This window comes from Neobacillus sp. DZ-9 (genome assembly GCF_059587065.1).
Genome location: NZ_JCAIOL010000001.1, coordinates 633,290 through 659,285, shown reverse-complemented (window position 1 = coordinate 659,285; position 25,996 = coordinate 633,290). Strand labels below are relative to the sequence as shown.

The window sequence follows — 25,996 nt, the reverse complement described above, 5'->3', positions numbered from 1 at the left end:
TTCAAAAGAAAAGCTTCAATCATTTTTGATTGAAGCCTTTTTCTTTTAGAATCCGTCGTTCGAAGCCGACAGGAAGATTAATAAATAAAACAGATAATAGAATAATTGTAGAGCCTATGCCTTGAACGGCACCAAAACTTTCATTATATACAAAAACGCTTAAAAGCGTCGCGACAACTGGCTCAACTGTGGCAATAATGGCCGCTTTACTTGTTTCGATTTTCTCAAGGCCTTTTGTATAAAGTAAATAGGCGAGTACGGTTGGAAACATTCCCAATCCTATAGCATAAAAGAAAACATCACCATTAAAAAGGATATCTACCTTAGTCCATAATCCTGTGAAAGGCAGCAAAGTGATTGCGGCAACAACAAAGGTATAAAACGTAACAGTGTAGGGCGGATATTTCTTCAGGGCAAACTTCCCAAAAATACTATAAAGTGCATAGCCGAAGCCAGCACCTAGCCCCGTTAAGAGTCCCGCACCGCTCATCGATGCCGTATCATTTAAATTAAGACCTGCTATCAATATACAGCCCAATATCGTCCCTGCAACTGAAATGAGCTTTATTGAATTCATTTTTTCCTTTAAGAAAAAATAGGATAAAACTGTAACAAAGGCAGGAGCGGTATACAGTAAAATTACAGCAATGGATAAATTCATTTGATTAATAGCAGAGAAATAACACCAATTAAATAAGACAATGCTGCAAATCCCTGTGCCAATAAACAGCGGGAGATCCTTTAAGGCGATTCTTAATTGGCTGCGATATTTAAATGCCCCAAATAACCCAAGTAATGCCGCTGCAGTGATAACCCGCAATGTCACAATTTCCATTGGGGAAAAGCCAAAACTAGAGAGTTTTCTAATAAAAATTGCAATGATTCCCCATAATGCTGCACTGGTGGATATCAGCACAATCGGAAGCGACTTCGTCAATTTAACTGATAAACCTTTCCATACTTCTCATAGAGATATTCGATTAAATATTTAGCGTTCAGCCCTTCACCAGTCACGTCATGCAAGATTTCTAAAGGTTTTTTCATTTTCCCGAATTGGTGGATATTCTTTGTCAGCCACTCTTTAATCGGAAGCAAATTTCCCTCTTCCAGCAATTGATCAAAATTTGGAAGATCCTCGAGCATTTTATGCTTAAATTGAGCCGCATACATATATCCTAATGCATAGGATGGGAAATATCCGAAGCTTCCTCCTGCCCAATGAACATCTTGAAGAACTCCAACGGCATCATTTATAGGACGGATTCCCAAGTATTCCTCATACATGTCATTCCAAACCTTCGGCAAGTCACCCACTTCGATTTCATCATTAAATAACCTTTTTTCAATTTCATATCGTATGATGATATGCAGCGGGTAAGTTAATTCATCTGCTTCAATTCGTATAAATGAAGGCTTTGATTCGTTTATCGCACGATAAAACTCTTCAATTTCAACGTGATCAAACTGACCACTTGCATATTTCTTTAACAGTTCATAATTTTGTTTCCAAAAAGAAAAGCTCCGTCCTACGATATTTTCATAGAAAAGAGATTGCGACTCATGAATTCCCATAGACGTTCCTGAACATAGCGGAGTACCGACCAAGTCTTTTGAAATATTTTGTTCGTACAAAGCATGGCCGCCTTCATGGATTGTTCCAAAAATCGCTGTCCGGAAATCCTGTTCATCATATTTTGTTGTAACGCGGACATCGCCAGGATTTAGACCGATGGCGAAAGGATGAACAGTCTCATCCAGCCTGCCTGCATTAAAGTTATAACCCATTTTTGCAAGGATATCCAAACTGAATTCACGCTGCTTTTCCTTTTTAATGTTTTTAAATAAAAAATCGGTTTTAGGTTTATTGGGAGATTCTGAAATTTCCTTGACCAGGGGAACAATTTTTTCCCTTAGTTCACCAAATACTTTGTCCAATACATCAGTAGTAACCCCCGGTTCAAACATATCTAGTAACACATTATATTTATTGCTTTCATTTCCCCAATAGGAAATGAATCGTTTTGTCATTTCTACCAATTTCTCCAAATAGGGCCTAAATAAATCAAAGTCTGCCTTTTCTTTTGCCTCTTCCCAAATGCTTTCTGCCTTTGATTGAAGGATAACAAACTCTTTATACTCTTCAGCAGGAATTTTTTTGTTGCGTTCATATTCCTTTTTACATTCTTCAAGAATTTTTCTTGTCGATTCAGACATTTCCGCATTTGTTAACCTTGCTATGTAGGCGGCCATTTCTTCGGAAGTGGACATTTTAAAGACTTCGGATGATAACATTCCAATTACTTCTGATCTTTGATCCACTCCCTGCTTTGGAGCACCAGTCCGTAAATCCCAATAAATTAAGCCAATTGTCTCATTGTAGGCAGACATTTTTTTTACATGCTCTAAAAATTCTTTTTCTAAATGTGCAGTCATGGTAACTCCCCCTTTTCCTTCAGATAAATTTTATCATATTTTTCTGAAAAATAGTCTTTTAAGGTTTATAAAAAAAACAACAGAATCGAATTCTGTTGTAAAATAAGATTATAGGAAAATAGAGATGATTCAATGAAAAATAAATAAAATGGATAATGAGAGAGTGTAGTGTTTAAAAAAATTACTTCTTGCTAATTACGACTTTCCAAACTTCTGGACCTTCTTCAAGGTATTCCCAGGTAAATTGCTCGGTCCTTTCCATCATGAACTGATATAAGAGCGGTCTTGGATCATGATCGTTTACAATTTGCATTATCTCTCCAGATGCTAATTCGTCAAATGCGTTAAAGATGGTTGGATGTTTTTCACGCGGCGGATAATCTGGAACGTGAATAACTTTTGAGTAAGTTTGCATCATTATCACTCCTTTTAGTTTGTTAATTCTCTTTTATTATAGTACCAGCATGACAAACAACTAGTGAACCTTATCACACCTTATACATGATTTTGTTAATAGTCCTTGAAATTTAATTAAGGAGGATAAATATGACAGAACTGGTTGGAAACTGTACTAGCTGTAAAAAAGAGATTTATTGTTTGGATGGATTCTTGAACGGTGTCGTAACAGAGGAGAAAGAGATTTATTGTTTTGATTGTTTTGCTAAAACTGCCAATACGGAAAAAAATCCGCAAAGCTAAACCTTTGCGGATTACTTCTATTAATTAATCTTCGTCAATGGAAAGATCCTTAACAGGAAGTCTTTCTTCGTCTTTGTGAGTCGGTTTCCGTAAATTAAACAATGCTTTTATACAGAATAAAACTAAAATCAATACACCAATAAGGAAAATGGTGTCGGGCACCGCACGCCACGTTAAGATGGTTTGAACAATATCCTTCTGGAGGAAGTTGCTTGAACGGCTGGCTGCATAACCATGATAGAACGCTTCTTTAATTTGCATGAAGCCGACTGGAAGTAACGAAACGAATACCATTCCTGCTAGACCAATGTTCAATAAAATACAGCTGATTTTGATCCATTTATCATTCCAAGATTCTGGTTTTACAATGTTTCTTAAAGAGTAAAGAAGTACGGCTACGGCAAACATTCCGTATACACCCATCATGGAAGCATGACCATGTGTTGGTGTTAAGAATTGTCCGTGTTCGAAATAGCTTACTGCCGGCAGGTTTATGAGGAATCCAAGTACACCGGCACCTACTAAGTTCCAAATCGCAACCGAGATTAGGAACCAGAAAGTTCCTTTATACGGGAAGTTAACACCGCCATCTCGCATCATTTTATATTGTTCATATGCTTCTAAAATTAACAATGTTAATGGAATTACCTCTAATGCTGAGAACACGGCACCAAGTCCAAGCCAAACTTCTGCAGAACCGTTATAGTAGTAGTGGTGTCCAATTCCGATAACCCCGCTGCCTAATAATAGGATTAATTGGAAGTACAATTGTCTGACTGTTGATTTTTTCGTTACCAAGCCTAATTGAACTAATAAGAAACCAATTACTACAACGGCGAAAACTTCAAAAATACCTTCAACCCATAGATGGATGATCCACCAGCGCCAGTAATCAGCAAAGGTAAAGCTTGTACCTGGATTGATAAATAGCGCAAAAATATAGAAAGCTGGCACTGCAATCGCAGAGTAGAATAATAGATGGATAAGACCGCCCTTATCGGTTTCTCTCTTAAGACCTGCTTTAACACCTCTAAAGACAATAAACAGCCAGATTAACATGCCGACAATTAGGATCAGCTGCCAAATACGTCCTAATTCAATGTACTCCCAGCCAGTGTGGCCGAATAAGAACCATTGGTTCCCTAATTTACCATTCGCACCAAGCCATTCTCCTACCATACTACCGCCAACGAGAACAACTAATGCCCAGAATAAAATATCTACTAATAAGCCTTGTTTTTTTGGTTCATAGCCGCCTACTAGCGGTGCAACATAAATCCCCATTCCAAGCCATGCTGTGGCAATCCAGAAAATCGCTAACTGTAAGTGGTAGCCTTTTGAGATATTAAATGGAAGAATATCGTGGATCCACTTAATGCCAAAGAAACTATCTGGCTCGATATAATAGTGTGCGAGTAACGCGCCAAACATACATTGAACAAAGAATAGTACAGATACAACAGTAAAATACTTTCCTGTTTTTACCTGTGAACTAGTTACAGGCATTTTCCGTAAATCAATATGCGGAAATTTTCCTTCCTTATACGCTTCCTGCATCCCAAATTGATACCGATAGAAGAAGTAAAGGATAACACCAATCATTAAAATAAGTATCGTAATACTAGCACCGCTCCACCAAATAGCAGAGAACGATAATTGATTTCCTGCATCTTCATAATATGGCCAGTTATTTGTATAAGTGATCTTGTCGCCTTGACGAACGGTACTCGATAGCCAAGCTGTCCAGAAAAAGAAATCTGAGATTTGCGTGATTTGATCACCTTTTGCTACATAGGAACGGTCACCTTTTGGGAGATCTGATTCTTTAATCAGATTGGCCTTTAACCCCCATCCGTCACCATTTGTAAATACTTCCTTATAATATGCTCTTACCTTTTCAAGACCAAAAGCTTGAGCAGCTGTCAGCTCCATTGTATCCTTGCTGCTGTCATAGCGGTTTTTGCGCATTTCTTTTATTACTTTATTTTTAATAATTGTTTTTTCGTCCGCTGATAATGATGCATAGGTTTTGCCGTACTCTTCATTTGCTTTATAGTCCTGCATTCCTTCAGTGTAAATCTTTAGTGCTTCAGCAGTATAATCTGGCCCCATATAAGAACCATGTCCTAAAACAGTACCATAATCCATTAAGCCGTATTTTTGGAAAACTGCCTGGCCCCCCATAATTGAAGCTTTTGTAAATAACACTTCACCATTTTCATTCGTAACCTCTAACGGTCTAGGAGCCTGCTCCTTAAAGATCCAATAGCCGCCTGCTAGGAGAACAGTGAAGCTAAGTAAAATAGTAATAATTAATACGGATTTCAAAAGTGCATTTTTATTTGCCTTCACCGCTTGTTGTGGTGAGGTCGCCCGCTGTAATTCCATTCCCTTCATCCTCTCATGTGTTATTACAGTCCGTATTGTAACTTTCACAAGGCTGTAACAAAGTGAATCTCCTCATCTTTGAACTGTGATTTTTAACACACTACTGAGAATTATTTTCACAAGGATCTTCCCAGCTATGACGGAGGTCACATTTTAAATGTTAAATCACTGCTACAATGTAACTAAATAGATTACTAACATGAAGGTGATGTTAATGAAACAAGAGGACATTGAAAAAAGATTAGCTGCTGTTCCCATTTTCAAAGAATTATCCAGCGAGGAACTGGCTTCATTCCTTAAGATTGCTCAGACCCGTTTTTATAAGAATAAGATGTATGTTTTTATGCAGGAAGACCCGCTAGATCGAGTTTTCTTTATTCATAGCGGCAAAATCAAAATTTATAAAACGGATCTTTCCGGCAAAGAACAAATTATTTCGGTACTTGAGCCTGGTGAAATGTTTCCGCATGCTGGATTTTTCAGGCAGGGAAATTTCCCGGCACATGCAGAAGTCATTGAAGAAGCAAATTTGATTGTTATCCCGATTGACAAATTTGAAGAAATTCTCATTTCATATCCAGAGCTTTGTGTGAAGTTATTTAAAGTATTGGGTGAGAAAATTGTAGACTTGCAAGGAAGATTAGAAGCACAGGTTCTTCATAATACCTATGAACAAATCATTTTACTTCTTATTAGATTGTGTAAATCCAATGGTGAAAAAATCGGGGAGCGCTATAAATTAACGACACAATTTACGAACCGTGAACTTGCAAATATGATTGGAACCTCCAGAGAGACCGTGAGCAGAGCCATTAATCATGTTAAGAAGAAGGAATATATCAGCCAAGACCTTGACGGCTTTTATCACATTAACCGTGATGCCCTCCAACAGGAACTATTTTATTAATAATAAGGCTTTGTTAAAGCTCATTTTTATTTTTTAACACCCTGTTGATTGGAGCGGAAGACGCGAGACTACTGCGGGAGTACGGGACTGGGGAGACCCCGCAGGCGCCAAAGCGCCGAGGAGGCTCCCCGTCCCGCCCGCGGAAAGCGAAGTGTCTGGAGCGGAAATCAACAGACTAGTTTTATAAAAGCAATAATAAAAAGGAGTTGTTTTCTAAATGGAACAAAGAATAATTGAATTAGATGTCCGTGAGGATTTAAAAAATAAAATCGAACCCTTCCAAAAAATAATGGAAGCTGTTAAAGAATTAAAAAATGATGATATTTTTATCCTGCATGCCTCCTTTAAACCAGTTCCCCTTTTTGCTGTATTAAAAGCAAAAGGTTTTACACATGAAGAAGAAGAACTTGAATTAAAGCATTGGAAAGTAATTTTTAGGAAAAAAAGCTAGAAAGGAGAGCTTGCGATGATATTAGATAATCGGGGTTTAGAGCCGCCACAGCCGATGATGCGAACGTTAGCAGCCTTAGAAACCTTAGCCGAAGACGAAGTCCTGACCATTATTAATGACCGAAGACCAATGTTTCTCTACGAGCAGTTAGAAGAACTTGGTTACCAGCAGCGAACAGAACAACAAAACGACGGAAGTTATAAAATCGAAATCTTCCGCTAAGAAGGTGAATATTATGCTTCCTCAAACCATGGGAAGTGAAACGAATATTAAGCTTCCTTTTTCATTTATTTTCTTTAGTTTAATTGCCTTAGTACTTTCACAGTCTATTTTATTAATAAAGGGGCAAATGATGATAGGAGGCAGCTTTAGAATACCTGCCATTTGGTCAGCTGCTCACCTTTTAGTCCTCGGATGGGCATTAATGGCGGCTATGGGAGCCATGTATCAGCTCGTACCTGTTGCCTTCTTAACAAAAATTTGGAATGAGAAATTCGGATTTTTACAGTTTTTCATTACAGCAGCAGGAATAATAAGCTTTTCAGGCATGCTTTATTTGGCCCCGCAAAAAGCGCTAATACCCGGAATTCTAACGCTTTTGGGCATATTAATGTTTTTATTCCAAATGGTCATGACATTACGGAGGCAGGCAAAACCCAATATCCTGACTGCCTTTGTCGGCACTGCCTTGTTTTGTTTATTCGGTACTATCTTTATGGGGATAACATTGATTTATTGTTTAAAAACAGGGGTTGGTGCCAATCACTATCAATCCATTTTTAAAACCCATTTATTAATGGGCGTAACTGGCTGGTTTACGTTATTAATATTCGGGTTTTCTTATAAAATGGTCCCAATGTTTTCTTTATCCCATGGCTTTCCAATGGTTCATGCAAAATACGTCTATGGAATTTATGTATCAGGTTTAGCCATTACAGCTATTTCCTTTTTTAACGATTCTACTTTTCTATTAAAAATTGGTTTTTTCCTACTTTTTGCAGGATTTTCGATTTTCAGCTGGCACATCAGCATTATCATCAAAAAACGTTTAAAGAAAAAACTCGATAAACCGTTTACCTTTGCATTAACAGCGATCATTTTTGGAAATCTCATTCATCTTGCTGCCTTTATCCTAATATGGAGCACGCATTTTTCTACTCTGGTTGGACCGCTTGTATATGCTTATCTGCTCCTATGGATTGTATTAAGTATTGTCGGGTACTTATTTAAAATTATTCCATTTTTATGGTGGACCTACAAATATAGTAAGGAAATCGGAAAATCAAAAGTTCCTTCTTTGAAGGAAATGATGGATGAGAAAATTGTGGTTCCATTATTTTCAAGTTTTATTATCGCAGTGACCGCTATATTTTCTTCACTAGCTTTTAAATCTGCGCTGCTTATTAACATTGGGCAGTGTATTCTTTCTATTATATTTATATTAATTGCCATTTGTATATTAAGAGTCGTAAAAAAATAGGAGTGTTGAAAATGAATTTAAGAGAAAAGATTGAAAGTCAGTTAAAAAGTGTTTATGACCCTGAATTAAACATTAACGTTGTGGATTTAGGCTTAATCTATAATATCGAGATTACAGAGGAAAATGATGTCACGATTACCATGACACTAACAACACCTGGATGCCCGCTGCATGACAGTATAACAAGCGGAGTACGCTACTCCATAAATGGCATCGAGGAAACAAGAAATGTGGAGGTTAATCTCGTTTGGGAGCCAGCCTGGTCCCCTGAAAAAATGACACCAGAAGGACTTAGATTACTCGGACGGTAATAAGAAAAACGGAAGCACCGTTAATTTGGTGCTTCCGTTTTCTTATTCTTGAATTACCTTAGTTGGAAAAACCTCTTTTATTTTCGTTAGTACATTGTAATCGATATTTTCATTTAATAAAATATGGACCGTCCCTTGATCCTGTTCACTTCTTATTAATCGCCCAATTCCCTGACGAACGCGCAGCAGCATGTAGGGTAAATCTACCTCTGAAAAAGGATCCGCGACACCTTCTCTTTTTGCCGTAAAGACAGGATCTTGAGGAGGAAAGGGAAGTGAAAAAATCAAAACATTTTCGAGTGATCTTCCTGGTATGTCGAGCCCTTCCCAGAGATGAATAGAGCAAAGGACCGCATGTTCTTCATTTTGAAATTTTGAAACAAGGGTGCTGATTTCTTCATCCCCTTCGAAATAAACGGGATATGGAATTACTCCTTTTAATCTTTGTTTTATCTGCTGCATTTCTTCCTTCGTATTTAAAAGAATCAATGCGCGACCTTGTGATTCCATAATTTGAGCGATTAGATAATCTATTTTTCCATTGATTGATTCATTTTTGAATTTTGGGAGATATGCCTTCATTTTCTCTTCATAATCGAACGGCGAAGCGACCGAAAAGGATAAATAATCCTGAACTCCAAGGCTTGCAGCTATATAATCGAACGACTTTTGATTAGCCAAGGTTGCCGATGAAAAAATAAATGGTTTTTTCTGCGAGAAAACTTCTTCCTTCATCACCGTTTCAACCATTTTAGGCATGATGACAAGCGTCCGTTCCCCTGCATTTTCTTCATACCATGTAATTCCATTTACTTCTTGGAGAAAAAGCGTTAGTGAATGAGTAATCTGCTCTAAATATTCCTCAACAATTTTTAAGTCATATTCATTGATTACATATAATTCACTCTCAAACACTAACTCTTCTTCTAATGATTGAAGGGTAGAAAGTAATTTCCGGCAAGTTTTTAAAACTAATGAATGTTTGGTAATCATTTGTTTTTCAGAACCTTGGGAATAGGAGGAGAAGCTTGAAATCGCATCAAAAAATGCTTCGTTTTCTAGTAATGCTTCTTCAATCGTATATAAGGTTTTTTCCCGAACTTCATTTTCCATTAACCGGGTAAGCAGCGTCTCTAAAGTATAATCAGTAAAACGGTAGCTCAATGCTTTTTGTGCCGCATATTCCAAAAGATGACCTTCATCAAAAACGACTGCCGAATGCTCTGGCAAGAGGGCCAATTGTCCTTCACGCTTACGTGACTCTTTAGTCCATATATGCTCCATATAAAAATCGTGGGAGCAGATTATTAAATCCTTAGCATGCCGGTAAAATTCTCGGTGTAATGTCAGGCCGCAGCGATGGCGTTTTTCACAGGAAAAACAGTCCTGAAGGGCATCCCAATTGACTTTTCCCCAATGCTCATCTGATAATGCAGGATAATCCCGTCGGTCACCGTACTTCTCAAAATTCTGCATGGTGCCGCTGGCATGAACAAAATCAGGCAATTGCTCATAAATATTTGCAATATTTTCTGAGTAGTCGTCGCTCCTTGCGAGGTCTAGTTTCTTTAGACATAAATATTGGTCCCGGGATTTTGCCAGACGCACATCGACCTCTAAACCGAGGACCTTTTCCAATTTTGCAATATCGCCTTCTTTTTTGACAAGCTGTTCAATTAAAGTCTCATCCGCACAGGCAATAATGGCAGGACGATTTGTATAGCGTGCATACATAATTGCGTAAAGTAAATATACAATCGTTTTTCCTGTTCCTACACCCGCTTCAGCAAACATCACCTTTTTATCCTTGAAAGCTTTTTCAAGCTGGAAAGCCATATAAATTTGTTCATCACGAAGCTCAAAGCCGGCCTCCGGCAAAATATCATAAAATAAATCGCCAATCCATTCACTCAATTTATCATAAAATGATTCCGATTTCGAAACACCAAACGGTAGTCCTTGCTGCATGTTAACCCTCCAAAAAGAAAAGCGCCATAGACGACGCTTATAAAAGTTGTTTGTTAATTTTGTGCCTCACTTGGACGCGGAGGCTTTTTTCCCCAATATTGATAAAGGTCTGTTCGGATAAAACCGTTAAACAGTTTTCTTTTCTTTGTTGCCGGCTTCCCATAAAACTGCTCAAACTCTTCATTTGAAGTTAGGATATAAATAGACCACGTATCGAGTTTTTGAAACGCCTGTCCCATTTCTTTGTACATATGCTCGACTGCTTTTTTATCACCAAGTCTTTCACCATACGGAGGATTGCCGACGATCGTACCATATTCTTTATTTGTAGATATATCCTTAACCTGCATTTGCTTAAATTGAATTAAGTCAGCAAAACCTGCCTCAAAAGCATTCTCTTGAGCAATTTTTACCATACGATGATCAATATCTGATCCGGTAATGTCGAGCGGCTGATCGTATTTGGCCAGATCTTCCGCTTCATTTCGGGCATTATCCCAAACTTGGGCTGGAATCCAATTCCACCCTTCTGAAACAAACTCTCGATTAAAACCCGGTGCAATATTTTGACCAATCATTGCTGCTTCAATAGGAATCGTGCCCGATCCGCAGAACGGGTCAATAAAGGGCCGATCAGGCCGCCAATTCGTCAACATAACCAAGGCTGCAGCCAGTGTTTCCTTGAGTGGTGCCTCCCCTTGATCCGTACGGTAGCCGCGTTTATGCAGCCCCTGACCGCTAGCATCAATCGTGATAGTTGCCACATCTTTTAATAACGCGATTTCAATCCGATACAATGCCCCGCTTTCCTCAAACCAGGAATTCCTTTTATAATGATTTTTCATCCGTTCAACAATGGCTTTTTTTACAATCGCCTGGCAATCCGAAACACTAAAGAGCTTTGATTTGACCGACTTCCCAATGACTGGAAATTCCGCATCCTCCGGAAGGAATTGTTCCCATGGCAAGGCCTTAGTCTTTTCAAATAATTCATCAAAGGTAAAGGCTTTAAATTCACCAACCTTTATCTTAATCCGGTCAGCGGTTCTAAGCCATAAGTTGCTTCTGACAATGGCGGATTCGTCCCCCGTGTATGTAACTTTCCCATTCTCTACTTGACAATCATATCCAAGGGCTCGCACTTCTTTCGCTACTAATGCCTCGAGCCCCATGGCAGCAGTTGCTATTAGTTGATATTTACCCATTTTTTCACCCTTAACTCTCTCACATAATTATACAGTATCCATTATTGGCAAAAATCGCTGAAAAATTCAGAGTCCTATCGAACACATAAAAAGCCCTCCTTAAAAGGAAGGCCGTTATTTATGCTCTTTACATTCCCATTAATAACGTTCTGTAAGCCATGTTCTGTACCAGAGTACTTCAAGCGACCGTTACGTCTCGTACTGAGGTGGTAATCATCTATCTACAGATTCCAATGAATCTGTCCTTCTCCTTGTTCAGTTCCTCAGAGAAAGTGCCCCTACCATTATTTGGGTTTCTCGCTCGTGGGGTTTACCCGTTCCACCCTTTCCATTTCAGGAAAGGCATCGTCACTGTGGCACTTTTATAGGTACTCATACCATATCCAATTGGACTTAGGTATTTTTCCGGCCGTCAACAAGGCGTTACACCCTGCTGCCCTAGCTTATGATTTCACTAGGCACGAACACTACGGACATCTCAGCCCGTGCGAGCATGGACTTTCCTCTACAAGTCGCAAAAGCTTCCTGCAGCGATTACCCGAACGTCATTAATGATGACATTTCTTATTATATGTATTTCATGCTGTTTATTCAATGGTTTTTATTAGGAAATGTCGGTACAATCTGTTAATCGTAAAGTTTGTTGCCAAAAACATGCTTTTCAAGATTGGACAGACGTTTTAGAATATCAAAATTGGTTGTCCCTGCCGGTTGGGCAACAGGCTGTCTTTTGGATGTATCCTCAAGCTGTTTACGCAAACGCAAATTTTCTTGTTGAAGATCTTCAATTTCCTGATGAAACGTACTATAATCCTTAATTATTAAATCTAAAAATTTATCAACATCTTCCTGCCTGTACCCGCGTACTCCAGTCTTAAACTCTTTTTCTAAAATATCCTTTGCTGTTAATTTCACTTTATCTGACAGCATTCAAATCACCTCAAGTTTAGCCAATCATTACCTATTATTTTTTCAAAAATAAGTGTTTTTGTCAATCTTCATTCATAATCCGTTAGATTTAATTGTTCTTCTTCCACGATCATTTGCAAATCATAAAAGGTAATCAGGGTAATGGAATACAAATGATTTTTTTGATATTGCTGAGCTAATTCATATAAATATTTTGGGCTTCCTTCCTTCTCATTATCATAAAGGAGAAGAAGGCCATCGCTTTTTTCAATGAAAAATTGATTCTTCAGACGGAATTGCCAAGGTTTTTCATAGCCTTTTTTTGTAACTGAATCAATAAAATCAGCTTGAGCGAGTACGGATTCATACCATTCCTTATTAGTTTCATTCCATGATGCTTGTTGGTCCAAAAATGGTGTAATGACTGCAAGCTTTAATTCAGGAAATTCTGATTGTATTTCTAGCACAACTTCGGCTGCCCACAATTCCACTCCAAGCTGGCCGCTAATTAGCACCCATTCTAGTCCTTCTTCTGCCATGGGCATTAAGGTCTTTTTGATGGCCGCTTTAATATAGAAAACTGACGGATGGTCTTTTTTAAAAACACCTAATTCAAAGGGCTTGTAACCTGATATTGCCAATACTTTACTCAAGGAAGTTCTCCTCATTAAAAAATTTAAAAAATGGACAAACATTTTTTTTTTAAAAGCATAACATATAGTAAACAATAAAAAAACAAGGGCTAAAAAGCCCCTGTAATTAACATTAACCCCTTTAAGGTCTAGGTCCCATAAACGGTCCTGGAGCGAACCCTGGACCAAATCCTGGACCTCCTGGGCCAAACCCTGGACCTCCTGGGCCAAACCCTGGACCTCCTGGACCAAATCCTGGACCTCCTGGACCAAATCCTGGACCTCCTGGACCAAATCCTGGAGCACCTGCTCCATAGCCCGGTACAACATTTGGTAATGCATTCGATACTGGCATTACTGGTGCACATGGGTTGCAGCAATTAATTTGTTGATTGCATACCTCTTCAGCACATGATGCAGTCTGCGGACAATAGTGTTTATGTTGAAACAGATGATGATTTATAGTTGTAGTGTGTACTGGATGAATGTGCGGTACCACTGTGTTTGAGAACGTATGGTTCACAATGTTCTGAGTAGGATGAATAACTGGCGGCAAAAAATTAGTTCCTAAAAACATTTCTTACTCTCCCTTCAAATATTCTGTTTACATTAACAGCCTATGTTAAAGGGATTACTCTTGTACTAAGGAAAATACCTATTTTTGCTAATCTTATAAAAACGAATAAAAGCTATCTTTTAAATTCGTAAAAACAAAGGCAGTCAAACAAACAACAAGAAAAAAGGCAAACAAAATTGCTTTATACATATTACCACTCCATATTGTTTCTATCGTGTTTTAACTCAACACAATTTAACATTTTACCGTGTTCAATTATGTTTAACAATACGGAAATATGTTTTTTTTATAAAAAATTATTAAGATTTTGTGACAACATTTTGAAGCATGACGAAAAAAGCAGAGTTTTTACATTTTTTGCCGAAAATTGCGCTTACCCAGGAAATTTTGCGAATTTTCGATCTAACCGTTCACTTCTTTTTTTGAGCTTTTCATAGGAATACTCACCGCTTAATTTAGTTAGTTTGGAAGCTTGAGTAACAATTAAAATCGCTTCATGACAATAATAAATTGCTCTCTTATAATCCTTGACTTTGTGCTCATAAAATTTAGCAAGCTCTAAGCATGCCGTAAGCCTTAATTTTTCATCCCCGGAATCGACAACATCGATAAACAATTTCCGAGCCGTTTCCCAATCATGGTCTTTTTTGTGTTGCAAAGCGAGAATGAGTTTTGCTTGATACGAAGGGAAATCACTGCCCTCAACAAGGTTTCTTAATACCTTCTCCGCTTCCCTTTTCTCCCCTAAGCCCGAAAACCATCGGCCTACTTCAAAGGATTCTGTTCGCGTTTGCTTCTCGTCAATTCCGCAGATTTGAAAAGTTAGATGGGTATATAAAGTAATCAATGACAAAATATCGATTTCATTATGTTTTAATATTCCCAGCATCCCTTCTGGTTCCTTACTTTCAACAAAATCGAAATAGATCATAGGAGCCAAAAATCCAGGAATATCATTTACTCTTTCAACCCCAAGAACCTCTTTCTCCACGACAGCCAGCTTCATCTTTTCTAATTTGTGCTTCCAAAGCCTTCTGGCAGCATGGAATAAATCAAAATGTCCAAAGGCCGGAAGTTTTGGGACATGTTCCCTTACAAGAGTATGGCGCGTTTTTACCTGAGGCCAATCGAAGGATTTTCCATTATATGTTACTAGCGTTTTATAATTCACTTTTTCTAAAAAACTTTGGTATAAAGGAACCTCCGCCCCTGGGTGCGGTAGAATATGCTGTCTTAAGATTAATTCTTCCCCGACGATACTTGCATACCCTAATAGAAAAATAGTATTTCCGGTTCCTCCCCCAAGTCCAGTTGTTTCCGTATCAAAGAAGAATAATTCCCCTGGCTGATGGCCTTGTGCGGATAACGGATGATTGACTGGCCGCTTGTTCCATACGTCCACTGCAGTCAGAAAGTCATGAAAATAATATATTCCATGCTTCTCGGAAATTGGATATTTCACTTCCCTGATTAAGCAATAATCGTGATCTATATAATATGGAAATATGTTTTCGCTCGCCCATTTTTCCCGGAATGGAACATCGATTGTGGGAACTACCTGTGGCTTTTCTATTTTTTCCGGCTGTTTCCCTCCAGTAAGATGCGGCTTTAGCCGATTTAATTTATTTTTTAATGACATTGTTACACTTCCTTGTCACTTACTGAAGGCTGCAAAAAGGAATCAATAATTTTTAAGGCATCCTTTTTCGCTGTTTCACTTACTGTATCTGTGCCGATACATGACGGACATCCGGATTCACATTGACAACGATTTATCATCTTTTTTGTCTCTGCTAAAACCGTTGCCATTCCGCTGTGGATTTTTTCACTTAAGCCAATCCCGCCTGGGTAGCGATCATAAAAAAAGATGGTCGGCTTTTCATTATGGTCGGCCTTGACTTGTGGAATCACATGGATGTCCTGTGGATCGGACATTACAAAGAGAGGAGCGATAGACCCAAGTGCATGGGCAGTACCCACAAGTCCTTGCTCAAGTCTATCATGGCCCATATCTTGTAATGGGCTATTTAATGATATCCAGGCTGCATTCGTATGAAGTTCCTCCTCAGGGAGGTGAATAGGACCAGAACCAATATTTTCGTGTGTTTCAAACTTGATTTTCTTAAAAATCGTTGCCATTGCCCTGACGCTGACATCGCCATAACCAATTTCAGCATCATCCAAAGTCTTAAGCTTGTCTACCTCTAACACTTTTAATTGGACAGCTAAATTTGCATCGGTAAAATAATCAACGTCTACTTCTCTCACAAACGCCTTTTTCTCTTCCCAATCCAATTTTTCAACCTGGAATTGGGTTCCTTGATGTAAATAGATGGCTTCATCATGGAGAAGGGTCATCGCGGAGAAACGATCCATTTCACCAATAACCTTCACATTGGCCACATCAGATTGATCGACGATAATTACATTTTCCTGCGAAGCTGAGCGCAAGCTGATATTATGGGCTGGAAAAGAATCATTCATCCAATACCATTTGTCACCATTTCGATAAAGCACGCGTTCCTCTGTCAAATACTCCAATAATTCCTCTGTACCTACACTGCCAAATTGTTCATCCGCTTTAAACGGAAGCTCATAGGCCGCACATTTCATATGATCAATTAAAATAATCAAATTATCTGGATTAATCCTTGCCGTTTCTGGACTCTTATTAAAAAAATAGTCTGGGTTCTGAATAATATACTGATCTAGCGGACTTGAGCTGGCAACCATTATAACCAGGGACTCGCCATGCCGTCTTCCAGCTCTACCTGCCTGCTGCCATGCACTTGATATTGTGCCTGGATAGCCAGTCATAATACAAACCTGCAGTTGTCCAATATCAACTCCTAATTCAAGAGCATTTGTGCTAACAACGCCATATATTTCACCAGAACGAAGACCTTTTTCAATCCTTCTTCTTTCCGTAGGCAGATAGCCGCCGCGATAGCCCATAATCGATTTGGGGCCTAATTGATTTTTCACTAATTCTTGCAAGTAAGTCAGAATTATTTCCACTCTGACCCTGCTTCTTGCGAAAACAATTGTTTGAATTTTATTTTTTAACAGTTGACCAGCGAGTTTTCGAACTTCAAGTGTTGCACTTCTTCTTATATTTAACGGTTTGTTCACAATTGGCGGATTATAAAAGAGGAAGTGCTTTCTGCCGCTCGGAGCCCCATTATTATCGATTAAGTGCATTTTTTCTTCTGTTAAGTTTTCCGCAAGCTCAAGTGGATTCGCAATCGTTGCGGATGTACAAATAAATAATGGATTACTTCCGTAATAGCGGCAAATCCGTTTTAACCGTCGAATGACATTAGCAACATGACTGCCGAACACGCCTCGATAGGTATGGAGTTCGTCAATCACGACAAATTTAAGATTTTCGAACAAAGAAACCCATTTCGTATGGTGTGGCAAGATGGCCGAATGAAGCATATCAGGATTTGTAATAACGACATGCCCAGCTTGTCTTACCCTTTGACGAATGTTTGCCGGTGTATCTCCATCATACGTATAGCTGTTGATATCTACACCAGCCGCTTGAATAATTTCATTGATTTCACTTTTTTGATCCTGTGCGAGCGCTTTTGTAGGAAACATGTATAAGGCCCTCGCATTTGGATTTGAAAGAATCGTTTGCAACACTGGAAGATTATAGCAAAGAGTTTTTCCTGAAGCAGTCGGGGTAACGGCTACGATACTATTACCTATCATAATCTTTTCATAGGCAGTCTTTTGATGTGTATAAAGATTCTCAATCCCCTTACTTTGAAGAGATTGTATTAAGACAGGGTGTAAATCTTCGGGAAGTGAAACTGTTTGTGCAGGCTTTTCATCCATTGTGTGCCATTTAACAATATTCTCTTTAATGTCATTATTTATTTTTAATTCTGATAGAATATCTTGCAGGCTTTTTTTTAACAACATGACTCTCACCTCATTACTTCTATTTTAGCGAATAAACGTTCGCTGCAAAAGATTTTATACAAAATTTTTTCTAAGTCCTGGTCTGAATTTTTTTCCTTTAATAGAAAGAGATTACTTTGAACCCTTAATTTGATACAATGATAGTAATTGAATTTAATTTGAAGGTGATCAAATGAAAATAGATGAAATAAAACAGGTCCTTTCTGATTTTTCGCTTTTTCGTGAATTAAATGATTTCGAATTAACCAAGATTACCGATATAGCCATTGCTAGAGAGTGGAAAAAGCAAAGCCATGTTTTTCTTCAGGGTGATCCTCTAGAAAATGTGTATTTTATTAATGATGGAAAAATCAAAATTTACAAAAGTGATGTCAATGGAAGGGAACAAATAGTAGCCATCGCGAAGAAAGGTGAGATGTTTCCCCATGTCGGCTTTTTTAGAAAAGGCGATTATCCTGCCTATGCGGAAGTTCTTGAGCCATCGACACTTATTGCTATTCCCATATCAAAATTCGAATCCGTTTTAATTGAAAATCCGGAACTTTGTATTAAGGTCTTTAAAGTGCTTGGTGAGAAGATTGTTGATCTGCAAAATCGGCTTGAGGAGCAAATTCTTAACAACACATATGAACAAATTGTCAAACTGTTAATTCGGCTTGCCCAGAAGCATGGAAAGGAACTGGAGGACGGGACGATCCTTCTAAGGTCCGAATTCACGAATAAGGATCTCGCCAATATGATTGGGACAACAAGAGAAACCATTAGCCGGACACTGACAAAAATGAAAAAAGACGAATTAATTGAAGTCGACGACGATGGAAATATGATTGTAGATGTCGAAATTCTAATGGAAGAAATTAATTTGATCTAAAAAAACAGCCCGGAGCAAAAATAAAATGCTGCGGGTTGTTTTTTAAACCGCACCCACCCATGCTTAATTTCATATGATATCATGTGAAATTTCGAAAGTGAGGGTATCAAAATGTCATCAAAGCTTCCGAGTGATAAAAATAATAACTCTAAAAAGCCCGTACCTGAACCTTTTAGTGAATTAGTGAAATCAATGAACGACTTATTCACCGAAAAACCGATTAGGGGGTTTTTACAATCCATCGATGAGTTTTTTAAACATCCATTTCCTCCAACGGGAGGCTTTCATGTTGAAACATTAGAATCAGGCGGTGAATATATTATCACAGCTGAACTTCCTGGTGTAAAAAGAGAGCAGATTCATTTAAATTTGACGGACAACTATTTAACAATCTCTGTTGAAAATAACCAGATTGAAACCCAGGAAGATGATGTTAACCAAATGTATTCACGTAAAATGTTTAGGCAGCAATCCTCAAGAACGATTCCCCTCCCCCAGACAATCAATGAAAAAAAGGTTAAAGCATCCTATCGAGATGGTTTATTACAAATTCGTATACCACAAGAAAAAGGTAAAGTAATTGAGATTGAAGAGTAAGTTAACAGCGTAATGAAAGAGACGGCTACAAATTAGCCGTCTCTTTCATTACGCTTTAAATATTCCTCCAAATCCTTTGACAAGTGAGGAAACTTGGTTTACTGCATTCATCATTTGACCTGCTGTACTCATCATCTTATTAAAATCAACGGATCCATCCTGCGATTTAAAGGAATTCATAAAGGATTGCATTCCGCCAGGCTGTTTAGGTATAACATTTTGTTTTGGGTAGGGGTTCATCATTGGATATCCATCCATGGGTTGATATTGATGATACATATCATCCTGTGGCTGCAATGGATTCTGAAACAAGAATTGTGAATCTTTTTGTGAATAATTGTGGTTCGGATATGGGATATTTTGTGGGGCGAATCCAGGCTGATAGTTTTGGGCCATTTGCTGAAAAACTTGCGGGTTATAAGGGATTTGTTGTTGATATCCATTCCAATTATAATTTCCAGGTGGAGTCTGATATGGAAATGGTTGATTACGTACATTAATTGGCTGATTCCATTGCTGAGCAATCGGGCCCTGGTGCATCATTTGCCCCGAATATCCATTTTGAAAGTTTTGGTTTGGCCGCCTTTTACCAAACATGGGCAAACATCTCCTCCGCATTTATCTCTCCTACAATTTATGAAGAATATCGTGAAAGGTGATTAATTGGAAAGGACAATCTATGTCAAAATCCCGTGAATTTTGTCTAAAGTTTAAATATTTTAAAAACTATAAATCTCTTTTTTTCGTGATACGATATAAAAAATGGTGAAGGAGGAGCTTTATATGAACATTCGTGAATTAAAAAGCAGATTTATTCAAAGTCGGGATTACACCACAGATGACGTTAATGCACTAATGGATTTTGCTAAGAAAACCTATATTTATAACGAAATTAGCATTAAAGAATATCGCCTTCTTGTCCGCGAACTTGAAAGTCAAGGCGCGGTTGTTCCTGAAATTGATAAGGAAAACTCCCTCATCGAACATTCCTAAACTCTTAACTTAAGAGATGCAAAAGGCATCTCTTTTCTATTTGTTTACTTTTAAAATTTCCAAAAGAAAATATTCAATCGTTCGATGTGTATTTAAAAACCTTGTCCTGCTTGATTCGGGAAAAAAACATTGAATCGAGAGTTGAGCAATGTGTTCTGAAGTTGTGTCAATTTGCTTTACATGTATATGTTTATGAGACCCCTTTTTCAGCCATGCTTTAATGGCATCTTTCCACTGATCGTTAACCATCTTTACCTCATCTGCAAACGGTTTAATGGTTTCGTGAAAATCGTATTTTATGCCTCGCTCCCTTCCTTCTTGGTAGTATTTAAGAAAGAGGCGATTATATTGTAAAAGTGTTTCTGTTAAGTCGATAATTTCTGTCTTCATTTTTCCAATTCCCCTTATTTATTCAATGGCTATTAAACTTGGCTGTTGATTTGCCCTCCAGGCGCGAGCGGTTCGCTCCAATCAACAGAGTTTCAAAAACAACAATAACCTTAACACAGCCCATTCTACAAATAAAAAAGCAGCATTGATATTCGCTGCCACTTTACTTCATTATTATTTTAACGGTATTTAAAAACCTAATTCAAGTTCTAACCGTTTTGCAGCAGGGTTTTTGCTTGACTCAAGACTGTTTTCAAAAAATGCTAAGTTTACTTGATCGATTTTATTTTCTATGAATGAAAGTTTCAATGCAGAGTCATTTATTTTAGTTTGCTCATCCTTGTTTAAACTAATGCGAAGGTCGGAGAAAGATGCCTCGAGAACAGAATCCAATTCTTCCAATTGATCATATATTTCAGTCAGCATCGATACCAGCTTTTCTTTTTCAGACATTGGCTTATTCATTAAATTAAAACCCTCCTCGCTTAATCTATAAGGTATAATTCTCTTTCTTTTTTTGGCTTCCTCCCCCCTTGACAAAACTAGAAGCTATTCGTCAAAGAAAGTGTCAAAATAGCAATTTACTTAGATTTTTTCGACACATTCCCAATTTCGCATGAAAAATAAAAAACGGCACAAGCTAAGCATGGAGGTGTTAAGATGCCAAAAAAGACTAAACCAACCAACAAGCAAAAGCAAGCAGCATCGGGTAAAAGTGTTGGCTACGGTGATAAAAAGCTAGAGGGTCCTGATCGTCCTTCTACATAATATTTTCGAAGAAAAAGCAAGGAACACCTTGCTTTTTTTATTCGAATTTATTTAAGTTGAGTACTTTTTGGAGGGATAGCAATAATTGCAGTTGATTTGATTTAACAAAATACCAATCAGTTAGATGAATGGGATGGCGATGACGGGCCGGAAAATACATCCAGGTCGGAGAAATCCTTCGATGCTGACTCCAATCAGTGCATGTATGCTGATCATGTTCAATTACGGGAAAGGCTGCCCTTAGTAAGGGGGTATTTCGTTTCGTTTTAACTTTAAAATACTGTTCATAGTCAAATCTTGAACCAGTATGTGTTGTTTTTTCGGCAAATTCATAGAAATAAGGAAATAAACGAGGATGAAACAGAATGCTGGCAAGCCTTTTTCCTAAATCAATCCGCTTGGAAAGAGAAGAAAATCCGTTCACACTAGCCCCATAAACCTCTCCCCCGCATGTCGGAAACAATACACAGCTAAAATGCAGCCAGTCTTGAAATGAAAAGATAAGCGAACGAAAAACCTTCTTCTTATACACTGGGTGTTCAATGACAGGCTTTTGGATGACATTTTGCTCGTTAATAATTAACGCCGTGGTCATCCTTTTTCTGTCTCTTTCTTTCCAATAACGCCACCATTCCTTTTGAATAAATGTGGAAACATTAAAAAAAGGAAGTAAATGAAACATCGGCTGTTTGATTTTCGTCGAATATTGATAGAGCAATAACTGGGGGAAAACATCATGGAAAATAAGCCAATTGGCCTTTTCATACGTTAAAAAAAGCTGTTTCCTAACCTGCGGAGTAAGTAAATGAGGGAGAACTGACCCCTCCAAGTCACACATATTCCATCCTCCATTTCGAGAAACCATACTGGCAAGGAAGGACCACCTAATATCCGTATTATTATTAAAATAAGAAAAGTAGGCATTGGTTCTAGATATATTATCAATATTTCGCTTGTTTGTTTCACTTCGAATTTGACGAATGATGGTTTGTTCCTGTATTGTAAGATGATTCATACTCATCTTCCCTTAACGAGTTTTAATAGATTATTAGCTAATGCAGCCTTAATCAATCCGTAAATGGAATCCTGCTTTTTGTTTGACAATCAAGGTACAATTGCTATTAGCTTGTGCTTGATAATTCATTTTATTCACCCCATTTTCTCCAAGATTTGATATGATATGTTTAGCTTGTGAGGTGTTTATCATGAATTTTAACTATCCAAATGGGAAGAAGTATACCCCTAGGGAGCTGCCAGAAGAAAAGACAGCAGACAATAAAAAAAACGGCTCCTATAGTAATAGAGGTATGACATTGGAGGAAGATCTAAATGAAACAAATGATTATTATCGGGAAAGAAAAATAGCAGTCATTCATAAAAAGCCAACACCAGTGCAAATTGTACAAGTGGATTACCCGAAAAGAAGTGCCGCTGTTATAAAAGAGGCTTATTTTAAACTAGCCTCCACTACCGACTATAATGGCGTTTATAAAGGAAAATATATCGATTTTGAAGCGAAAGAAACACAAAATCCAACTTCTTTTCCATTAAAAAATTTCCATCAGCATCAAATTACTCATATGGAAGAAGTCATGAACCAAGGAGGAATTTGTTTCGTTATCCTTCGTTTTACAAGATATGAGAAAGTTTATTTGCTTGAAGCAAAACATCTTTTTTCTTTTTGGAAAAGAATGGCTAATGGCGGCAGAAAATCAATTACAATGGAAGAAATCGAACAGCTAGGGCATTACATACCGCTTGGATTTCAGCCAAGAATTGACTATATTAAATTAATAGAAACACTTTAACCTTTTTTGAAAGGTTTGAAAGGATGGAATTTCATTATGGCAGACCAATATCAATCACGAGAGGAGCGCCGAAAGAATCTCCAAGCCAAAGGAACACAAAAAGGAAAAGCCAAGAAAAAACCAGGCGGATTATTTAAGAAAATCTTTCTATCTCTCGTTGTCCTTGGTATCGTTGGTATTCTGGCTGGAGTTGGTACTTTCGCCTATTTAGTGAAGGATGCTCCCAAACTTGATCCTAAATTATTAAAAGATCCAATCCCCTCTAAGGTTTTAGATAAAGATGGAAAATTAATATCTGAGGTAGGAGCCGTAAATCGTGAATATGTAACCTATAAGGACATTCCTAAGCAAGTCGAGAATGCCATTTTAGCCACAGAGGACTATCGTTTTTATAAGCACCATGGTATCGATCCAATTCGCTTAGGCGGTGCCGTATTGGCTAATATTCGCCATGGATTTGGTTCTGAAGGGGCTAGTACAATTACACAGCAGGTTGTTAAAAATTCATTTTTGACCCCTGAAAAAACGTTAAAACGTAAAGTGGAAGAAGCCTGGCTCTCCTATCAGCTAGAGCAGCAATACACGAAACACCAAATTTTCGAAATGTATGTCAATAAAGTGTATGTTTCCGAAAATAGCCACGGTATTGCTACAGCAGCAAAAATCTACTATGGAAAAGAATTAAAAGATTTAACCCTGGGAGAAGCTGCGCAAATTGCCGGAATGCCGCAAAGTCCTAATAATTATAATCCGTTTGATCATCCGGATTTAGCCGAGAAAAGACGTAACATCGTTTTATCATTAATGCATCAGCATGGATATATTACAAAGCAACAAATGGAAGAGGCTAAAAAGGTATCTGTTGCCTCTACTGTTTTGAAAGAAGATCAAAGGAAAATTGATGAAAAGCCATTTGACTCTTTTGTCGACGCAGTTATTGATGAAGTAAAAGAAACAACCGATCTTGATATCAATACAGATGGTTTAACCATCTATACAACCTTAGATCCAAATGCCCAAACCTATGTTGATAAGATTTTAAACACAAAAGATATCATCCCCTATCCTGATGAAAATATTCAAGCTGGAATCGCTCTCCTTGATACGAAAACTGGTGAAATTCGGGCAATTGGCGGTGGACGGAATCCAAAGGTAAAACGCGGATTTAACTATGCAATCGATACAAAGCGCCAGCCAGGCTCGACCATAAAGCCAGTTCTCGATTATGGCCCTGCCATTGAATACTTAAATTGGGGCACCTATGAAATGATTGAGGATAAACCAATTACTTACTCAACCGGGAAGAAATTCGGAAACTGGGATCAAAAATACAAAGGTCCTATGACAATTAGAACTGCCTTACAGTTATCACGTAATACTCCTGCCGTTCAAGCGCTTCAGCAGGTTGGTTTAGATAAAGCAAAAGACTTTGCGTTAAATTTAGGGATTCCATTGAAAGAAATTTATGAGTCTTATGCTATTGGCGGCTTTGGCGGGAAAACAATTGGTGTTTCGCCACTTGAAATGGCGGGTGCCTATAGTGCCTTTGGTAATAAGGGTATCTACACAAAACCGCATGCGATTACTAAAATCAAGCTCCGTGACGGAACAATGATTAATACAGCTCCAGAACCAAAAGTGGTAATGAAGGACTCAACAGCTTTCATGGTCACAGATATGTTAAAAAGTGTATTGGTTTCACCTGGAACTGGGGTAAGAGCGAAAGTACCAGGACTTCCAATTGCTGGTAAGACAGGAACTACAAATTATACAACTGATGAAATGAATAAATATAATATTAATAGCAGTTCTGTACCGGATGCCTGGTTTACAGGATATACGACAAACTATACTGCCTCTATATGGACCGGGTACAAGGATCGAACCACGCCAATAACAGCTGTTGGCAATAATCAAAGATTAGCGCAATTAATCTTTAAAAATTTAATGGCCTATGTTTCTAAGGATATCGATACACCTGATTTTTCGATGCCAAATAGTGTCCAAAAGGTTGGGATTGAAAAAGGCTCAATGCCTCCAGTTTTGGCAAGTGAATTCACACCAGATAGTGAAATCACGACCGAATATGCTCTTAAAGGGTATGCGCCTAAAAAAGTATCTCAGAAATATAATAAACTTGAAGCACCAACGAATCCTGTTGCCAAATTAGATGAATCTGGTCAAAATATTGTATTGACATGGGACTATAAAAATGCAACCGAAAATGTTAGTTTCGACGTATCCGTCGATAACGGTACAGGAGTGAACCATTTCCCTGTTCAAACGAACACATTGAGCATTCCTGCTGCACCTGGCACAAAATATACTTTTGCTATTGTTGCCATTAGCGGAAATAAAAAGAGTGACCCAGTAACAGCCTCCATTGAAATTCAAAAGCCTGCCAATGAAAATGATCAAGGCAATGGCAATGGCAATGGGAATGGCAATGGAAATGATAATGGTAATGGCAATGAAGGTGGGAATGGGAATGGAAATGGAAATGGGAATGTGGATGGCGACGGAAATGGAAATAATACTGGAAATGGTAGTGGTAACGGAAATGCCGGAGATCCAGGTGGAACAATTCCGCCAATAACCATTCCAGGGACTCCGTCGAGCGGTCAAAGTACTGGACCACGAAGTGGAACATAAAATTTTATATTATCATAAAAAAAT

The 25,996-nt window shown here is 38.1% G+C and carries 26 protein-coding genes and 1 other RNA gene; 11 read left to right on the top strand and 16 right to left on the bottom strand.

The features are described 5' to 3' along the window. Positions 1 to 19: 19 nt before the first annotated feature. The 3 genes from AC59HZ_RS03415 to AC59HZ_RS03405 form a co-directional block, all read right to left on the bottom strand. Positions 20 to 937 carry a DMT family transporter gene (locus tag AC59HZ_RS03415; RefSeq protein WP_496544471.1) on the bottom strand — a complete coding sequence of 306 codons (918 nt, stop codon included), beginning with the start codon at positions 935 to 937 and terminating at the stop codon, positions 20 to 22. Next, a complete protein-coding gene (locus AC59HZ_RS03410; RefSeq protein ID WP_496544470.1) occupies positions 934 to 2,433 on the bottom strand; it encodes a carboxypeptidase M32 in 1,500 nt (499 codons plus the stop codon). The genes AC59HZ_RS03415 and AC59HZ_RS03410 overlap by 4 nt, the downstream gene beginning before the upstream one ends. Before the next feature lie 181 nt (positions 2,434 to 2,614). Then, positions 2,615 to 2,848: a DUF2249 domain-containing protein gene (locus AC59HZ_RS03405; protein WP_496544653.1), complete on the bottom strand. Its 234-nt coding sequence runs from the start codon at positions 2,846 to 2,848 to the stop codon at positions 2,615 to 2,617. Positions 2,849 to 2,979: 131 nt separating this feature from the next. On the opposite strand from AC59HZ_RS03405, the gene AC59HZ_RS03400 reads away from it, so the two are divergent. Beyond that, the gene (locus AC59HZ_RS03400; RefSeq protein ID WP_496544469.1) at positions 2,980 to 3,132 is read left to right on the top strand and encodes a hypothetical protein; all 153 of its coding nucleotides are present in this window, start codon (positions 2,980 to 2,982) and stop codon (positions 3,130 to 3,132) included. 24 nt (positions 3,133 to 3,156) lie between these two features. Here AC59HZ_RS03400 and AC59HZ_RS03395 read toward each other — a convergent pair whose 3' ends face one another. Further along, entirely contained in the window at positions 3,157 to 5,520 is a 2,364-nt protein-coding gene (locus AC59HZ_RS03395) for a nitric-oxide reductase large subunit (protein ID WP_496544468.1), read from the bottom strand. 214 nt (positions 5,521 to 5,734) lie between these two features. On the opposite strand from AC59HZ_RS03395, the gene AC59HZ_RS03390 reads away from it, so the two are divergent. The 5 genes from AC59HZ_RS03390 to AC59HZ_RS03370 all read left to right on the top strand — a co-directional run bounded on the left by AC59HZ_RS03390 (position 5,735) and on the right by AC59HZ_RS03370 (position 8,669). Then, positions 5,735 to 6,427, top strand: a complete 693-nt coding sequence (locus AC59HZ_RS03390; protein WP_496544467.1) for a Crp/Fnr family transcriptional regulator — start codon at positions 5,735 to 5,737, stop codon at positions 6,425 to 6,427. Positions 6,428 to 6,644: 217 nt separating this feature from the next. Further along, complete coding sequence (locus AC59HZ_RS03385; protein ID WP_496544466.1) at positions 6,645 to 6,878, top strand: DUF2249 domain-containing protein; 234 nt, start codon at positions 6,645 to 6,647, stop codon at positions 6,876 to 6,878. Positions 6,879 to 6,893: 15 nt separating this feature from the next. Further along, positions 6,894 to 7,100 carry a DUF2249 domain-containing protein gene (locus AC59HZ_RS03380; protein WP_496544465.1) on the top strand — a complete coding sequence of 69 codons (207 nt, stop codon included), beginning with the start codon at positions 6,894 to 6,896 and terminating at the stop codon, positions 7,098 to 7,100. Positions 7,101 to 7,113: 13 nt separating this feature from the next. After that, positions 7,114 to 8,358 carry a hypothetical protein gene (locus AC59HZ_RS03375; protein ID WP_496544652.1) on the top strand — a complete coding sequence of 415 codons (1,245 nt, stop codon included), beginning with the start codon at positions 7,114 to 7,116 and terminating at the stop codon, positions 8,356 to 8,358. Between the two features lie 11 nt (positions 8,359 to 8,369). Beyond that, positions 8,370 to 8,669, top strand: a complete 300-nt coding sequence (locus AC59HZ_RS03370) for a metal-sulfur cluster assembly factor (protein WP_496544464.1) — start codon at positions 8,370 to 8,372, stop codon at positions 8,667 to 8,669. 42 nt (positions 8,670 to 8,711) lie between these two features. Here AC59HZ_RS03370 and AC59HZ_RS03365 read toward each other — a convergent pair whose 3' ends face one another. The 8 genes from AC59HZ_RS03365 to AC59HZ_RS03330 form a co-directional block, all read right to left on the bottom strand. Next, positions 8,712 to 10,637 (bottom strand): ATP-dependent DNA helicase, encoded by a 1,926-nt coding sequence (locus tag AC59HZ_RS03365; RefSeq protein WP_496544463.1) that lies wholly within the window; start codon positions 10,635 to 10,637, stop codon positions 8,712 to 8,714. A gap of 53 nt (positions 10,638 to 10,690) precedes the next feature. Next, the gene (locus AC59HZ_RS03360) at positions 10,691 to 11,842 is read right to left on the bottom strand and encodes a THUMP domain-containing class I SAM-dependent RNA methyltransferase (protein WP_496544462.1); all 1,152 of its coding nucleotides are present in this window, start codon (positions 11,840 to 11,842) and stop codon (positions 10,691 to 10,693) included. A gap of 147 nt (positions 11,843 to 11,989) precedes the next feature. Beyond that, positions 11,990 to 12,388, bottom strand: an RNA gene (rnpB, locus tag AC59HZ_RS03355) — RNase P RNA component class B. A gap of 81 nt (positions 12,389 to 12,469) precedes the next feature. After that, positions 12,470 to 12,772: a cell division regulator GpsB gene (gene gpsB, locus AC59HZ_RS03350; RefSeq protein ID WP_496544461.1), complete on the bottom strand. Its 303-nt coding sequence runs from the start codon at positions 12,770 to 12,772 to the stop codon at positions 12,470 to 12,472. 68 nt (positions 12,773 to 12,840) lie between these two features. Further along, a complete protein-coding gene (locus AC59HZ_RS03345; RefSeq protein WP_496544460.1) occupies positions 12,841 to 13,404 on the bottom strand; it encodes an SLOG family protein in 564 nt (187 codons plus the stop codon). 121 nt (positions 13,405 to 13,525) lie between these two features. Further along, positions 13,526 to 13,960, bottom strand: a complete 435-nt coding sequence (locus tag AC59HZ_RS03340) for a CotD family spore coat protein (protein WP_496544459.1) — start codon at positions 13,958 to 13,960, stop codon at positions 13,526 to 13,528. 373 nt (positions 13,961 to 14,333) lie between these two features. Next, a complete protein-coding gene (locus AC59HZ_RS03335) occupies positions 14,334 to 15,599 on the bottom strand; it encodes a ribonuclease H-like domain-containing protein (RefSeq protein WP_496544458.1) in 1,266 nt (421 codons plus the stop codon). A 2-nt stretch (positions 15,600 to 15,601) separates the two neighbouring features. Beyond that, positions 15,602 to 17,893, bottom strand: coding sequence for a DEAD/DEAH box helicase (locus AC59HZ_RS03330; protein ID WP_496544457.1), 2,292 nt, complete (start codon positions 17,891 to 17,893; stop codon positions 15,602 to 15,604). A 172-nt stretch (positions 17,894 to 18,065) separates the two neighbouring features. On the opposite strand from AC59HZ_RS03330, the gene AC59HZ_RS03325 reads away from it, so the two are divergent. Together AC59HZ_RS03325 and AC59HZ_RS03320 are read left to right on the top strand one after the other, a co-directional pair. Beyond that, on the top strand, positions 18,066 to 18,764 hold the full coding sequence (locus tag AC59HZ_RS03325; protein WP_496544456.1) for a Crp/Fnr family transcriptional regulator: 699 nt from the start codon (positions 18,066 to 18,068) through the stop codon (positions 18,762 to 18,764). Positions 18,765 to 18,875: 111 nt separating this feature from the next. After that, complete coding sequence (locus tag AC59HZ_RS03320; protein WP_496544455.1) at positions 18,876 to 19,361, top strand: Hsp20/alpha crystallin family protein; 486 nt, start codon at positions 18,876 to 18,878, stop codon at positions 19,359 to 19,361. Positions 19,362 to 19,409: 48 nt separating this feature from the next. Here the strand turns inward: AC59HZ_RS03320 and AC59HZ_RS03315 are convergent, their stop codons facing one another. Beyond that, entirely contained in the window at positions 19,410 to 19,958 is a 549-nt protein-coding gene (locus AC59HZ_RS03315; protein WP_496544454.1) for a YppG family protein, read from the bottom strand. Between the two features lie 186 nt (positions 19,959 to 20,144). On the opposite strand from AC59HZ_RS03315, the gene yppF reads away from it, so the two are divergent. After that, positions 20,145 to 20,354, top strand: coding sequence for a YppF family protein (yppF, locus tag AC59HZ_RS03310; protein WP_496544453.1), 210 nt, complete (start codon positions 20,145 to 20,147; stop codon positions 20,352 to 20,354). A 36-nt stretch (positions 20,355 to 20,390) separates the two neighbouring features. Here the strand turns inward: yppF and AC59HZ_RS03305 are convergent, their stop codons facing one another. The 3 genes from AC59HZ_RS03305 to AC59HZ_RS03295 all read right to left on the bottom strand — a co-directional run bounded on the left by AC59HZ_RS03305 (position 20,391) and on the right by AC59HZ_RS03295 (position 22,527). After that, positions 20,391 to 20,744: a YppE family protein gene (locus AC59HZ_RS03305; RefSeq protein WP_496544452.1), complete on the bottom strand. Its 354-nt coding sequence runs from the start codon at positions 20,742 to 20,744 to the stop codon at positions 20,391 to 20,393. Between the two features lie 189 nt (positions 20,745 to 20,933). Beyond that, a complete protein-coding gene (locus AC59HZ_RS03300) occupies positions 20,934 to 21,209 on the bottom strand; it encodes a hypothetical protein (protein ID WP_496544451.1) in 276 nt (91 codons plus the stop codon). Between the two features lie 340 nt (positions 21,210 to 21,549). Next, a complete protein-coding gene (locus tag AC59HZ_RS03295; protein WP_496544450.1) occupies positions 21,550 to 22,527 on the bottom strand; it encodes a DUF2515 domain-containing protein in 978 nt (325 codons plus the stop codon). Between the two features lie 190 nt (positions 22,528 to 22,717). Here AC59HZ_RS03295 and recU point away from each other — a divergent pair, with 190 nt between their 5' ends. Then, positions 22,718 to 23,320, top strand: coding sequence for a Holliday junction resolvase RecU (gene recU / locus AC59HZ_RS03290; protein WP_496544449.1), 603 nt, complete (start codon positions 22,718 to 22,720; stop codon positions 23,318 to 23,320). 36 nt (positions 23,321 to 23,356) lie between these two features. Continuing rightward, positions 23,357 to 25,972, top strand: coding sequence for a transglycosylase domain-containing protein (locus tag AC59HZ_RS03285; protein ID WP_496544448.1), 2,616 nt, complete (start codon positions 23,357 to 23,359; stop codon positions 25,970 to 25,972). Positions 25,973 to 25,996: the final 24 nt, after the last annotated feature.